This is a genomic window from Bdellovibrio sp. BCCA (assembly GCF_037996825.1).
In the GTDB taxonomy this organism is placed as follows: Bacteria; Bdellovibrionota; Bdellovibrionia; order Bdellovibrionales; family Bdellovibrionaceae; genus Bdellovibrio.
The window spans coordinates 2,756,637-2,771,379 of record NZ_JBBNAC010000001.1; the positions used below are offsets into that span (position 1 = coordinate 2,756,637).

Consider the following 14,743-nt stretch of genomic DNA (forward strand, 5'->3'; position numbering starts at 1 on the left):
TCTATATAGTTCTACCCCCGTTTCAACTTCGACGCCAACGTAGGAACTATACAACGAAAGGAGAAATCCCGATGAAAATTTCAAGACTTCTAACGACCGTTTTGGTTTCAACGTTGCCCTTTGCCACTGTTCAAGCAAAGGACTTCACAGGTTCTATTAAAGTGGATCGCTTTAAAACTTCAGACTACGCTTCACAAGCGAAAGTCAGCATGCAAGATGCCATTAACGCTGCTGAAAAAAAAGTTCCAGGGAAAGCCATCGAAGCCGAACTTGAAAGCGAACACGGCTACTTGATTTATGAAATCAAAGTGATGAAAGAAGATAAGAAGAAAGCGAAACTTAAAGTGGATGCCGGAAATCTTGCCATTCTCTCTATCGACGACCACGTTCTTACAGAATAAAAGCCAACCGGCGCATTCACGCGCCGGTCTTCTTTGACCACCTGATGAAGATCACATTCGCAATCAACACAGCGGAGAGAGAGCCGTACACTAAGTATTTAAAATCTTCCGTATTAGGCAGCAGACTTCCCAAGGCAAACAACACAAGCGTTGCCAAAGTCGTCATAAGGTAGCTCAAAGAGTTCAGCTCTCCCCGCTTTGCTTCGGGAATAAGACGCTGGCGAAGTTCAAATTCGCCATTGGAAAATCCATAAAGTCCCACGCGAGATAAAAGAATAAATACCAGGAAAATGTAAACGGCCAAGTTTCCTTGAAAACTAAAAGCGATAATCGCGCCAATCAACATCACACCTTGAAACGCAAGATGTGCCTTTGAGCTTTTAATAATTCCTATTTTTTCAACCAGCATTGGAAAACTCAATGTCGACAGCAAACCAAACATGGCACCAAGTCCCCGAAACAAGCCGATTTCTGATTCCGGCAAGGCCATTTGGTCTTTCAAATATCCGGCCAACAAAACGCCGTGAGGACTTAGAACGGATAACCACAACAACGCATAACTAAAGATCAAAGGAAAAATGGGATTCGTTAAAGCCTTTTTCAAATCAATCTGAAAAAGATCTTTCCAACTTTCAGTCCCGCTGTTTATCTGCTTCTTCACATTCGAACTATTCACGACGTTCTTAAGCAAAAGATATTCGGGAACAAAAGAAATCAAATTCCACGCAGCAATCATAAAGAGCCCAAAAAGATGAATAGAGGAAAGATCAATGGCATAAATAATTCCCGCCACTATAGGAGCTCCCACTTCCGTGCCAAGATCAATTCTTCTTAGCCAACTGTTAAACCAAGTAAGACGCTCACTTGAAACCAACAATGGAGCCAAATCATTTCCCACGGCAATATCCGTGATGACAGAGCCTAACGACGCGAAAATTCCAAAAAAGCAAAGAACCGCAAAAAGCAGCAGTATCGATGGATCCGATAAAGACAAACCTGCGTGACTCGTCTTATCCAGATACCAAAAGCAAAAGATTCCTCCGAGGACCGCGAAGAATTGAATCCAGACTCCCGCCGCGACCACACGACTTCGCTGATTTGAATCAATCCACTTTCCAGCCGAAGTCGTTAGAAGAAAAGTTCCGATCTTAACCATCAGGTAATAAAGGGCGGCGATTTGCAACCGACCTGGAAACACATGCAGTAATGCAAAAGGAATTACAAAATCCCAAGCCTGATCGCCAGAGCGAGTTAAGAATCTACCTAAGAGCAATTTTCGTTCAATATTAAAAAACTTTATCACAGTGTTTGACATCCTATCCCCGGGGAGGGGATACTCATATCCGTATGAGCCACAAAAAGCAACATCTCAGTCATAAAGAAGTCTCGAAAAGACTCAAAAGAGCAAAGGGACATCTCGAAAAAGTCATTCAAATGCTCGAAGACGAACTGCCTTGCGTCGACGTTGCACGACAGCTTCACGCCGTCTCTAACGCTATTATTGCCGCTAAAGGCACATACATTCACGATCACATTGAACATTGCTTGGATGGCAAGCATGTCGACTTGGAAGAACTTAAAGAGATTACGAAATATATTTCATAAGAGCACGTCATCTAAAAGGTCACGTCTTTTAGCAATCTCAACATGCCTGGCGCTGGATACTCAAAAGTATTAACTCTACCTGATATAGTTCACGGCATTTGCTGGCATCACAACTGGAGCGTCCTGACATTTTTCAGGACGACTTCCAAGAGTCATCGTCGAGGCAACGCCGGCCCCTGTGAATTTCATAATGATCGTCAGAGGACTTCCTATCAAACCGTTCAAATCCACCGTTGACGTGCCCTTGGTGTCATAACAGTAAAGAATATCGGGCTTGGTCTTTTCAAAAGGGACATTGATATTCGCATCGGCAATTTCGCTGTTAATATAAAACCCCCAATTTCCGTTAGCACCTTCCGGACCTTTTGTTCCGATACTGAAAACTTGCAGCTTCGGATCTAAAACATTCCACGTTAATACCGTGTGAAGACCAAAGTTCTCAAATTCCTTTCCCGTTGATTCTGCCCAGAACCAATAACCGCGCGCCGTCCCTTCCATATCCATCGCGACAGTTCCGCATCTTCCTTTGCCTTGTGCTTTATCGGCATCGTTAGCAATGGATTTTTGTTTTCCAGTGTAATCACTAAAACGAAGATTGAAGAGATTGCCTAAGCCCGGAACAGCGTAATCCGCCGGACACACAGCGTGTGTATCCCAAGAATTATGACGACTTGGGTTGATAAAAGATGTTGGCGCTTTCATATCCAGCGTCGTCATGTCCAAAGCAATAGCACCGTTGGGATTTTGAAAACTTCCCAGAACATCCATCGTTGTCACCGGGATATTGACCTTAAGATGACAGTTCACAAAGAAAGCACTTCCCTCTAAATAAGGCTCATCACATTGACCCTTGTCAAAGTTTTGATCTTGCAGACTTTGCAATTTCGGATTTTCCAAATACAGATTATGGACGTGAGCAAAATGCACAATAATATCTGAACAGCTTTGCAGCATGAGCTGATAATCATGGAAATCAAATGCCGTTGTACCATCAGGATTTTTCTTAGGCTGTCCCGTCGCTTCGTCCTTAGGCGCTCTTCGCGTAAGAATCGCTTCCGTGAGTCTTCCGTTTAGCGGAGAAATCAAAAGCGCATAGTGATTTTGATTGTGATAAAAATAAACATGGGAAGTTGGGAAAAGATGTCCTCCCTGCCTTGAGCCTCCTAAAGGAATAAGACCTTCAAAATATTCCGTCTCAATGGGAGAGCGTTGAATCACCTGAGGAGAGGTGCAAGAGGGCAAACTCTGCATTTCAGTGCTCACTCTTTTCCAACTCATCGGAGTGATGAAAACAATTTTAGAAACTGTCGTTAACTCCGCAACCGTGATCCATTGTTTATCCAATAACAATTGCAAAGGTCCGATTTTCTGCCCAGCGTTTGCCAGCTTTTGCTGATCTTGCAAATAAGTCTGACAATTCGTCCCTGTACCTGAATCCTTTAACTCGATTGTTTTCGTGAAAATAAAGACACCTTTGTCACTGCTTGAAAAATCCGCCTTGAGCTGAGACGTCATTTGCAAAAGACATCCGTATTTAGAATCAATGGAATCCGAGCTCACTTCTGCAAGCGATGTACCTTGAAAGTTTTGAAACACAGGTTGCAAAACGACTTCAACGGGATTGTTTTTAAAACCCAGATCGATCAGACCAAAACGTGCCGTGGCTTTATCCTGCAAGTATTCAATATCGATATTCCCAATTGGCTTTTTAAACGGAACTTCATTCGGCAATTGATCCAGAGGCGAATTGAAATTTTTTGCACCAATTACAACTTCAACGTTGGGATTCGCCACATCCAAACTCCAAGTTCCTTGGGGATTAAAAACACCAAGAGGTCCGGGTGGAGGTGGTGCTGGCAAAGGAGTGGGCGGATTCTTCACGGAAGATCCTCCACAACCAGTCAGAGTGAAAACAAGTGCTGCTACGACGACGTTATGAAAATGTCTCATAACAAAAAGTGTAGCGAAGAAACTTATTGTAAATCAAAACAAACAGCAACGCACGCGACCTGCCCACATCCCATGGGAGCATAACCACGCCATGAAGTCCCATCTGCCTGGACTCGACATTTGTAATCTCCTGCGGCCACAGCCGTTGACCCCACATCATCGTCTGTCGCCGTCAATGTGCAAATTCGATTGGCCTGCAACGACTTTAAAAGAAGACCACCCGACGGTGTCGCACAAAAAGGATGATAAGTGACGTTTGCAAACTGTGGAACGTGTTCACCAAGACAATTCATAATTCGCGCGGCGGAAGGATTGCTGTTATCCACCGTCAGCACTGTTGAAACCGTGACGGGTTTCAGCGCGCGCACCAAACGGTCGGAATCAAAATGCACTTCCCAACGACCAATGTAGGTGCCACCACTTCCGCTTTCAATTTTGAGACGAATCAGATTAGGAACCAGCGATGAATTGCCAGAGAGAGGTTGATTTAATTGTGCGACTACGGGACCTGGAGTCGCTCCATTTACTTGTGCATAAAGAGGACGCGAAGGAGTTACATATTGTGGAGTTGTTGGTGACAATGCCGTTGAATTGAATGTCAAAGCCGTTGGATTATTCAAAATGAACTTACAGGTGGTTCCATCCATCATCGCCGACTGCAGGAGTTTTTCAAAATCCATGGAAGCTAGCTTTTCAGTAATCGCACGACTTTCCCGTTGTTGTTGCACCTGCATCGAAGCAAATCCGGCCATAATGATCGCCATGATTCCAACGCTCACTAAAAGTTCAACTAAAGACATCCCATTTTGATTCAACAAGAGACAAGCTCGACGAGCAGACACGTTCATGATTGGACTCCTACTCTGGTATCGGCATTATTCGCGTACAATTAAAAAAGAGTTTCTCTAATTATCAAACTGAGATGATTTTTTCCGGCCTCTTTCAAGGGCCCAAGTGCGCCTCCCTGCCTTGCAGGCTTTCTGTGAACTTCCCAAAGGCGAACTTTTCTGGCGCCAACCTGCAAAAATCCAGCTTTCAGTCATCACTGCTTACGGGGGCTTCTTTTGCAAACGCCAATTTAGAAAAAGCCGACTTCAGAAACGCAAAAAATTATTTTATCGATCCGCGCTTCGTAAAAATGAAAGAAGCGCAGTTTTCGTTTCCAGAAGCTATTGTTCTCTTGCAGGCTCTAGGTGTCCTGGTGGAGTTCTAGTGCTACAAAGCACTTCGACAACATCACCATCGTAAGCAAGATAACTGTGACCATAAGTATTAAAAGACAAGATGGCTCCTCTTGAAGAAGAACCATTGATATCGGAATCATTCACCGATACAACTTTGGAATCATCCCGGTAAAGGATAAGATAGGTTTCGGCCGCTCGTTTTGCCATACGGACCGTGAGCGTTTCTTCTCCACCATCCTGAACGATGGAAACTTCCAAAGATTTAGCTGCATTCGTACACAAGAGCTCAGTGGCTTGGCTTACTGAACTCACACTTAAAATTCCCATGAAGATATAAAACAGTTTCATTCGTTCCTCCGCCGCCACCTCATACAACGAAGCTATTGTTTCTGAGAAGCCTTGACCGTTTCGCTTGTTTTCTTACAAGGAGTTGCAACTTTGGCTTTCGCTCTATTTCATCGAACAGTTTGAAATTTCCGACGGAGTTTTGCTTTTGACAAATTCGCCGAAGCGTATCAATTTGAGCCCGTATTTCCGCATCCTTTCGCTCCGCTTGTCTTCCCTAATTTCTAGATGAGTGGGGCTTTTTTTTATTCTCGTTGTTCGATTGAAAACAAGAAACACAAATCCATTTTTTCCCTCTTTGTTGGCATCAAATACGCATCCCTTTTCTTTTGTAAACAACAGGTGAAATACGGCGGACATGAGCCGTAAAGCGCGCAAAAACGCTCCCACCTGTAAAGTTTGTGTACTGAGAAGGAGAGAGAAATGAAATCGAAAATTGCCGTTATTGCCCTTGCGTGGACGTTACTACCCCTTCCTGCTTTAAGTTCCGGTTCGCGATCCGCGACCGAAGCGTCTCACTGTGAGACATGCACCATTCAAACATCTGCAGGTCCGCGCATGAAAAATAATTTGCCGTTCGTCGCAGCAACGCTGACTGATATCAACGACAAATTGGATTGGGGCGCGAAGTGCGAAAACTTCGTTGACGACGAAAAGATGGGTGCCTGGGCGAAGGACATTCGCGGGATCTATCTTTCAAGCGATTTTAAGAATCTTGACGAAGGCGCTCGCGACATTCACCGCTTGTGTCCGACATATAGTGAAATGAAACCCACAGATAAAGCCAACTTCTGGGTGCTGGTCATCAACGCCATGGCTCACTATGAAAGTACTTGCGATAAAACGGAAACTGCTAAAGGACCTAACGGAAGCCTCATCGGTCTTTTGCAACTGCACCACGGTAAAGAAGGCGTCTATTCAAAAGGATGCTCAAATGGCGACGGCAATACGGCGCAAGGAACTTTCCGCTGCGCACTTTCCATGCTCAACGATCAGCTTCGCCGTGACGACAATCTTTTTAGCAACAAGTCTTACTGGGATGTTTTAAGACCGAAAGCAGCCAGCAAGCGTGTACCTAGAATCACCAAAGCCATTCAAACTTACACACCTTGCTTTGATGAATCAAAACTCAACGTCAGACAAGCTTCAAACAACGATCAGGAAATCTTCGAAGCACTTAAGGCGATGGAAATCAGAAAAACAGATTCTTACGATATGTAAGAAATGAAAAAACGGGATAAGAAATTATCCCGTTTTCTTTCCCGGCAAAAGCTGAATGCCCAGCGTGTAAACTTCTGAACATTCCCCTTCAGAAAATTTCTGAATATTGTGAGACATCTCACCGTTGCCAGTGCCATTCCGTCTTTTCACCCAGCGTCCGTCACACTCTTCAAGCAAGCCAAGCTTATGCAAAGAAGCCAAGGCCTGCTCTGTTTCTTCAAGACTCATTCCTGTCTTTTGTGCGAGGCTTTCCTTATCCGTTCCCGGCAAATCCAAAGCGGCAAGAACCAAGTAGAAGTCGATATTCCCGACGGGAGGCGTTTGTATCTCCGTCACTGAACGAGTTAAAGAGTATTTCGTCTGATCGGCATAAAGTGCCAGTGCATGCGCATTTTCGTTTTCCGAAAGATGCAGTCCCTTGATGAGCTTTTCCAAAACCTTTTTGGAAAGCGGTCGTTTCGCATTAAAAATTTCTGAAAGATGACCTGGAGACATGTCCAATCGTTGAGCCAAGCCTCGCAACGAAAAGCGCGGGTTGGTATTTTTTAATTCTTCAAACTTCAACTTCAAGAAACTATTTAATTCATCACTCATCATTGTCCCTCAAAAAAAGTATGCCCTAAACTTGACGTTGTACAATTTCTTCCAGAAGAAAAACAAAACATATGTCGAAGTATTAATGCTTCTAAATAAAAAATCTTTATCTAATATGAGAGTGGTTTTCATAAGTGTTCGAGCGTTTCCGTCAAACGCCCTGAGACTGAAATCGCGCCCGTTTTAGTACTGAATTTGCATTCCACTCTTCTGACATTATGAATGTCGTGTGTATTAGTTCATAAGGCCTTAAAGGTCTTCTGCGACATTCGTGAAAAGGCACCTTGCCAAAACGTTAAACAGTGGAGCTCTTTGTGAAGCGCGCGGTTTTATCAGTGACAGTCCTTACGCTTTTGGGTGTTCCTGCCTCTTGGGCAGCAAACACTCAAACCAAAATGTCTTCGGCTCAAGTCCCAGAGGCTTATAGCTGTCCTCTGTTTGAAAATCGCCCCCATGCCGAGCTTATCTCAGCTATTGATACTCTCAACGCCCAAGTCAACGCCTCCCCTGAATGCACAGGCAACCCTTCTGCCAAATCTTTTGGTGAGAATGGCGAGACCATTAAAAAAAGCATCGTCGATATTCAAACGGCGATCAAAGAATCCAAAGCCACTCAGGTGAACTCGGCTGCTCTTGAAAAATCTATGACCGATGCCCTTGCTGCCGTTGGCAACATTGGTGACGTTATCAATAACAATGAATTCTTAAACTCTCGCTGCGGTCGCCAAGTGATGTCGACGGGAAAAGTTCTTTTAGCTGTCAATGACGTCGTTAACGGATTAGCACCTTACGCGCTTTTCGCCGTTTCTATGAATGCCGCACTAAAGCCGGCTTTGCCGTTTGTAATTGGCGGCGCTGTCGCGACCAGCGGTATTTCGGCGATCGCTAAAATGATCGATCAAAACACCTTGGACATGTCGAAACCAAATCACCGCAAAGCTCTTTTGGAAAACGTCTGCCAATTCACGAAAATTGCCAAGAAAGTTCGCTTCGTGCAACTGGCTCAAAGCGGAAAGATCGACACGATCACAAAAGAACTTGAACAAAACGTAGCGCTGTACAACGCCCGCTTCGGCCAGCCAAGCAAGGGCCTTGCTGCGACTTTGGCTTTTAAAGATTCTACGGAAAAATATTTGAATGGCTTCCGCACGGAAGTCAGTTCCGACAAAGACTATTTGGCGGTTCTTGAAAACCAGGTGGCCAACAATGCCGACGATCTTTTGATGTGCAGCCTTTCTATTGAGCTAGTAAAAACCGCGACGTCTTCGACGGTCTTTCCAATGTCGAGCTTCTTGAATCTGCAACAGCTCACTCAAGATTCCTCAAAGACCGAAAAAATCCAGGCCGCTGCTTTGATGGCAATGAACAATCGCGCCATCAAATCTTTAACGGATTACGCAACAGGTTCTATGGACGATCCCGCGTCTTGCGCTAAGATGGGCAAATCCTGGTTGCAAAGCATTCACCAGGCATTGAATCTTTCAGGAAGCGTGATTGAGAAAAAGCAAAGCGATCTTGATACAGAGCTTGCCAAAAATGCGGAATACCGCCAGTGGAAAGCGCGCTATTCCCTGCTTCAAACCGATATTGTCACTGTCAAACGCGTTGAAAAAGCCATGGAAGAACTTTCCAAAGACACTTCGATCATTGATCGCTCTGAATTTGCCCAACGGATGGTTGCTTTAAAGGCGGGACTTTTTGGCTCACGCTTCCGCTGGAATTTTGGCAAGTCTCCAGTCTTTGCGTGGATTGAGCATACGAAGAGCATGCACGACCAAACTATCGGCGCTTTCACCGCAGGTATGAAGGCCTTGCGTGAAGAGTCTTTAAGTCTCACCGAGTTTGGAAGACGTCTTTCAAAAAAATTCCGCATCGCCGGAGTTCGCGTGGAAGGCTTTAACACGCTTGATATGATTTACCTTGCCCGTGATGTAAAAGTCACAAAAGGACTTTCAAATCTGACTTTGAAAACTCTTCCTGTCGGCTCCCGCGATAATGAAGTCGTTTGCCAACAGTTGGAATCAGCATGGTTGGATTGGTCAGCTGCTTTGGACCACTTGGGTGCTATTCAGTTTTTCTGTGACATGATTGATCCTGTCTTAGATGTGAAGGTGGATGCCAAAATCATCTCTGCTTGCCGAGGTCAAGGCCTGCCTGAAACACAGAACGGCTGGAACGGCTCGCCTTCCCTTTACGAAAAAGCGAAACTGAGACTGAAAAGCAACGGTTACCAAGCCGATGCCCAATTGGTGAGCCAAAAACTCAAAGAGCTTCAGTGTCCGATGCCAGAAATTTCCGTGATGAAATAAGAACGGAACATATCGCCTGAAGATCTATTTCACTCGGAAACGCCACAGATCTCCCAAGTCCCCAACACCTGTGGCGCCATAACCGTAACCCCCGTAAAGCCAGAAGTTCCCATTGAGATCTTTCCAACCGATGCCCCCTTGGCGACAACCTGGTGTATTCACAATACTAGGAACTCCCAAAGTTCCAAAATTTCCAGGAGCTGTCGCTGTCGGTGTTCCCGTCATCCACGTCCATTGATTTGTGGTGATATTGTATCGCCACAAATCGTTGGTGTAACTCAAAGAAGAGTTCCCTGAAAACAGCCATAAGTTATTATTCGAATCCGTCCATCCCACAGTAGAGAATCGCGACCTTGGAAGATTTGTCGAGGTCGCAATTCCCAGAGTGCCCGTGCTGCCGACCCCTCCTGTCGTGTTAGGCCCAGACATCCACGTCCACTGATTGGCAGCGACATCATATTTCCATAAATCACTAAGGTAACTTCCCGCCACGCCACCAAAGAGCCATAAATTCCCAGAAGCATCCACCCATCCTTGAGCCCCATAACGCGCGCCCGGAGTATTGGCTGGATCTGCTACACCTTGAGTTCCATAAACACCGGGAGCACCTGTCGTGTTAGAGCCCGTCATCCACGTCCATTGATTCGTTGAAGGATCGTATTTCCAAAGATCGTTGAACTGTGATCCGTTTGTTCCTCCAAAGAGCCACAGATTGCCGTTGTTATCTCTCCATGATGTTGATTTATAACGGGCTCCCGGAACGTTGGCCGCGTTCGGAGTTCCCTTCGTTCCGTAAGTCGCAGCACCTCCACCTGTGCTGGCCCCGGAAATCCATGTCCACTGGCTTGTTGCCGTATCGTATTTCCATAAATCATTCCAATAAGCGGAAAAACCATTTCCACCGAACATCCACAGATTTCCGCTGCTGTCACTCCAGCTCGCGGCGCTGTTGCGAGCTCCGGGAACATTGGAAGCTGACGGAGTTCCTTTCGTACCGTAAGTTCCCGCGGCATTGGTGAGGTTCGAACCTGACATCCACGTCCAATCTCCTATCGTGGTATTGTACTTCCAAAGATCATTCAGATTTCCATAATCGTTGTTGCCACCAAACATCCACAAAGTACCATTCGAAGCCACCCACGAAACCGCGTAAGCTCTGCCGATAGGCGATGGAGGAACTGGAGCTGGAGATCCCCTCGTTCCGTAAGTCCCGATTTCGTTAACAACGTTAGAGCCCGACACCCAGGTCCACTCATTTGTGCTCACGTTGTATTTCCAAAAATCACTATTGCTCCCGCCATTGTAACCGCCCAAAAGCCAGAAGGTGTTTGTGGCGTTGGACCACGAGGCCGTACCGTAGCGAGCATCCGGAATATTTAATGTGGATGGAACTCCTTTTGTGCCCCATGTGCCGCCGGCATTTGTTCCGCTGGAACCTGAAACCCACGTCCATTCTGTCGTCGTCGGATTGTATTTCCAAAGATCGTTCAAACGGCTTCCGTTTGTGCCGCCGAACAACCACAGATTATCACTCGCATCAGTCCAAGCGCCGCCATCTCTGCGACTTCCCGGAGTATTGGCCGTCGATGCCACACCTTTGGTACCGTACACGGCACTTGCACTTAAGGTTGTTGTACCTGAAAACCATCCCCACTGATTTGTTGCGGGATCGTACATCCACAAATCACCTAAATAACCCGTATTATAAATATCACTGTCACTGAGGCCGAAGCCACCGTACATCCAAAATTTGCCCGAAGAATCTCGCCAACTGAAAGCGCCGTAGCGACTGCCGGGCACCAACGGCACCAAAGCTGAAGACCCTTTGGTTCCATAGACACCGCTTGTGACTCCTGCAGTGGAACCACAAATCCACGTCCATTCATTTGTTCCGGGATTGTATTTCCAGACATCGTTCAAATGCGTGAGACCACCGCTGGCCCCGTAACCGTATCCGCCGAAAAACCAAAAATTTCCTGAAGCATCCATACTCGGAGCGTATCCCCGGCGTGCGCCCGGAGCATTGGCCGTCGACGGAACACCTTTCGTACCATAGACGCCATTCGCATTGGCGGTGTTGTTTCCCGAAACCCACGTCCACTGATTGCTGACCGGATCATACTTCCACAGATCATTGAAAAACGAAGCGCTGCTGTCATAACCTCCCAGCAACCACAGCTTATCACTGCCGTCTTTCCACGACGCCAGTGAATAACGTGCTCCAGGAATGTTTGCGGGAGCTGCCACACCCTTGCTTCCATAAACGCCGGTCGCGCTGACAAACGGAGATCCGGAGATCCACGTCCACTCACCCGTAGTTGGGTTGTATTTCCAAAGATCATTCAACGCATTTCTTGTCAGAGAAGTGCTTCCGGTCCCGTATCCACCAAACATCCACAAGTTGCCGCTAGAGTCGATCCAACCTGCTCCTCCATGGCGTGATCCGGGAAAAGGTGAAACCGCAGTCGAAGTACCCAGAGTGCCGTACACTCCATAAAATTTTGCAAGATTGGAACCCGAAACCCACGTCCACTCATCCGTTCCGGGATTGTATTTCCATAAATCACCATAGAAGACGGAACTGCTGTTCACAATTCCGCCAAACATCCAAAGATTATCGCTGCTATCTACGAAAGCGCCGGCATTGCTGCGGGCACCGGGAGTATTCGCCGTCGAGGCAACACCTTTGGTTCCGTACACGGGCATCACTCCGGTCGTGTTGGCGCCCGAGATCCACGTCCACTGATTTGTGCCGGGATTGTACTTCCATAAGTCACTTCGGTAGGAAGAATCAGAACCACCATACACCCAAAAATTTCCGCCGGAGTCTTTAAAGCCCGTGGCCAAAGCCCTTCCACCGGGAGTGTTGGCCGCCGCTGGAGTTCCTTTGGTTCCATAGACACCCGATGCGTTCACTGAACTTGAACCGGTCATCCACGTCCACTCTCCTGTGCCGGGGTTGAATCTCCACAAGTCATTGAGATAGGTGGATGTTCCATTTCGTCCACCGAAAATCCAAATATTGGTGCTGCCGTCAATCCATCCGAGATGCTCTGTTCTTCCTCCAGGATAGTTCGATGTCGAAGGAGTTCCCTTTGTACCGTAAACTCCCGCAACATTCGTGGTGTTCGCGCCCGAGACCCAAGTCCACTCACCTGTCGCTGGATTGTATTTCCAAAGATCATTCAAATATCCACTGCCGGCACTGGCGTAACCAGATCCCCCGTACAGCCAAAAATTTCCACTGGAATCTATGACAGTGCTGTGATTGACCCGAGCCCCCGGAATATTCGCCGTCGAAGGAGTTCCCTTCGTCCCGTAGGTTCCCACCGAGTTTGCAGAGCTGGCACCCGACATCCACGTCCATTGCCCTGTGCTCGGATCAAACTTCCACAAGTCGTTCAGATAGCCGCTACTGTAAAATCCACCGAAGACCCAAAGGTTGTTACTCGAATCAATCCATCCTGACGCCCAAGCGCGGGCTCTGGGAGAGTTGGAAGCGGATGCAACCCCCTTGGTTCCGTAGCTTCCAGGATCATTGTTCGTCGTCGTACCAGAAACCCACGTCCACGTGTTGGTGCTGGGATTGTATTTCCAAAGATCATTCGTTGTGCCCCACGCTCCCATACCTCCGAAGCTCCACTGATTGCCGCTGGAGTCGGTCCAAGTAACAGCGCCCGAGCGTGAACCTGCGACAGGAGGTTCTGCCGCTGAAGAACCTTGTGTGCCATAGACACCATAACCGTCTTGCACCGTTGTTCCCGACATCCAAGTCCACTGCCCGGAGCCGATATCGTACATCCATAAGTCGCCGTAAGGAACATTGATGGAACCACCATACATCCACAATTTATTTCCGTCAGACCATCCGATGCCGCCGTAACGGGCTCCCGGCGTGTTGGCCGCTGCGGCAACTCCTTTGGTTCCGTAGACTCCTGCGGGATTAAAAGATCCGTCGATACTTCCCGTCACCCACGTCCATTCCAGAGTGCTAGGATCAAACTTCCAAAGACTGTTATGATAGGAGGGTCCATTGAACATTCCGCCAAAGAGCCAAAATTTTCCACTGCCATCAACCCACGTCGTTGCATACGCGCGACGAGTGGGAATGTTGGCTGTCGAGGGCACTCCCTTGGTCCCAGGAACTCCCACTTGATTTGTCAGATAAGATCCTGAGATCCAAGTCCATTGATCCATCGCCGGATTGTATTTCCAGAGATCGCCAAAATAATTATTCGAAGACGGACTGACGCCTCCAAAAACCCAAAGATTTCCACTGCTGTCTGTCCAACTGGCGGCTCCGAGGCGAGAGCCTGGAACGGGCGGCGTTGGAGACGAACTGCCTTTTGCTCCGTAAACACCATATTGATCCGTCTGATTCGAGCCGTGAACCCACGTCCACTGATTTGTCGTCGTGTTGAATTTCCAAAGATCGTTGAAATATCCCGGAGATTTTGCCCCGCCCGACAACCAAAGATTTCCACTGGTATCAATCCATGTCACTCCGGAAAAACGGGCGCCCGGTGTGTTCGCCGCTGCCGCAACTCCTTGTGTCCCGTAAGTGCCGGTTGCATTGAACGTGTTAGAACCTGTCATCCACGTCCACTGATTGCTTGTCGGATTGTATTTCCAAAGATCGTTGTAAATGCTTCCACTTCCAACATCGCCACCGAACAACCACAGGTTGCCACTGGTGTCGACCCACGACATGCAGTACTCGCGAGCACCAGGAACGTTCGTGTCGGCGCTGACTCCTTGCACGCCGTAATTGGAACTTCCGTTCGGAGAACTGGAGCCTGACATCCAACTCCACTCGTTGGTGCTGACATTGTATTTCCAAAGATCATTGAAATAGTTGGCTCCACTGAATGAGTAACCGCCAAAGAACCATTTGTTACCGCTCGAGTCAGTCCACGTGCACGCCCCTTGACGTGCGCCGGGAAGCGGTGGAGTCGCGGCACTTGAGCCCTGACGTCCGTAAGCACCGGTTTCATACGGCGTGCTTGGGCCGCCCATCCACGTCCACATCGACATAAATCTTTTGCCGATGACAGACATGCTGCGACCGTTGAAGGCGTAACTGGAAGAGAAAATTAATAACACTGTCGCGATCAGCGCTTTACGCATAAGAAAT

The 14,743-nt window shown here is 47.4% G+C and carries 11 protein-coding genes; 5 read left to right on the forward strand and 6 right to left on the reverse strand.

Going from position 1 to position 14,743, the window contains the following annotated elements:
* Positions 1-71 precede the first annotated feature (71 nt).
* Positions 72-401: a PepSY domain-containing protein gene (locus AAAA78_RS13360; RefSeq protein WP_295901779.1), complete on the forward strand. Its 330-nt coding sequence runs from the start codon at positions 72-74 to the stop codon at positions 399-401.
* 16 nt (positions 402-417) lie between these two features.
* Here AAAA78_RS13360 and AAAA78_RS13365 read toward each other — a convergent pair whose 3' ends face one another.
* Positions 418-1,716 (reverse strand): ABC transporter substrate-binding protein, encoded by a 1,299-nt coding sequence (locus tag AAAA78_RS13365; RefSeq protein WP_340592550.1) that lies wholly within the window; start codon positions 1,714-1,716, stop codon positions 418-420.
* A gap of 32 nt (positions 1,717-1,748) precedes the next feature.
* On the opposite strand from AAAA78_RS13365, the gene AAAA78_RS13370 reads away from it, so the two are divergent.
* Complete coding sequence (locus tag AAAA78_RS13370; protein ID WP_295901775.1) at positions 1,749-2,006, forward strand: metal-sensing transcriptional repressor; 258 nt, start codon at positions 1,749-1,751, stop codon at positions 2,004-2,006.
* A 75-nt stretch (positions 2,007-2,081) separates the two neighbouring features.
* On the opposite strand, the gene AAAA78_RS13375 is transcribed toward AAAA78_RS13370, so the two are convergent.
* Together AAAA78_RS13375 and AAAA78_RS13380 are read right to left on the reverse strand one after the other, a co-directional pair.
* A complete protein-coding gene (locus AAAA78_RS13375; protein WP_340592551.1) occupies positions 2,082-3,956 on the reverse strand; it encodes a hypothetical protein in 1,875 nt (624 codons plus the stop codon).
* 23 nt (positions 3,957-3,979) lie between these two features.
* Positions 3,980-4,804 carry a type II secretion system protein gene (locus AAAA78_RS13380; protein ID WP_340592552.1) on the reverse strand — a complete coding sequence of 275 codons (825 nt, stop codon included), beginning with the start codon at positions 4,802-4,804 and terminating at the stop codon, positions 3,980-3,982.
* A 134-nt stretch (positions 4,805-4,938) separates the two neighbouring features.
* On the opposite strand from AAAA78_RS13380, the gene AAAA78_RS13385 reads away from it, so the two are divergent.
* Entirely contained in the window at positions 4,939-5,169 is a 231-nt protein-coding gene (locus AAAA78_RS13385) for a pentapeptide repeat-containing protein (RefSeq protein WP_340592553.1), read from the forward strand.
* Here AAAA78_RS13385 and AAAA78_RS13390 read toward each other — a convergent pair.
* Positions 5,126-5,488, reverse strand: coding sequence for a hypothetical protein (locus tag AAAA78_RS13390; protein WP_340592554.1), 363 nt, complete (start codon positions 5,486-5,488; stop codon positions 5,126-5,128). The genes AAAA78_RS13385 and AAAA78_RS13390 overlap by 44 nt on opposite strands.
* Positions 5,489-5,908: 420 nt before the next feature.
* On the opposite strand from AAAA78_RS13390, the gene AAAA78_RS13395 reads away from it, so the two are divergent.
* Complete coding sequence (locus AAAA78_RS13395) at positions 5,909-6,706, forward strand: hypothetical protein (protein ID WP_340592555.1); 798 nt, start codon at positions 5,909-5,911, stop codon at positions 6,704-6,706.
* A gap of 24 nt (positions 6,707-6,730) precedes the next feature.
* On the opposite strand, the gene AAAA78_RS13400 is transcribed toward AAAA78_RS13395, so the two are convergent.
* On the reverse strand, positions 6,731-7,303 hold the full coding sequence (locus AAAA78_RS13400; protein ID WP_340592556.1) for a helix-turn-helix domain-containing protein: 573 nt from the start codon (positions 7,301-7,303) through the stop codon (positions 6,731-6,733).
* A gap of 311 nt (positions 7,304-7,614) precedes the next feature.
* Between AAAA78_RS13400 and AAAA78_RS13405 the strand changes: the two genes are divergently transcribed.
* The gene (locus AAAA78_RS13405; RefSeq protein ID WP_340592557.1) at positions 7,615-9,609 is read left to right on the forward strand and encodes a hypothetical protein; all 1,995 of its coding nucleotides are present in this window, start codon (positions 7,615-7,617) and stop codon (positions 9,607-9,609) included.
* Positions 9,610-9,633: 24 nt separating this feature from the next.
* Here the strand turns inward: AAAA78_RS13405 and AAAA78_RS13410 are convergent, their stop codons facing one another.
* On the reverse strand, positions 9,634-14,736 hold the full coding sequence (locus AAAA78_RS13410) for a Kelch repeat-containing protein (RefSeq protein ID WP_340592558.1): 5,103 nt from the start codon (positions 14,734-14,736) through the stop codon (positions 9,634-9,636).
* Positions 14,737-14,743: the final 7 nt, after the last annotated feature.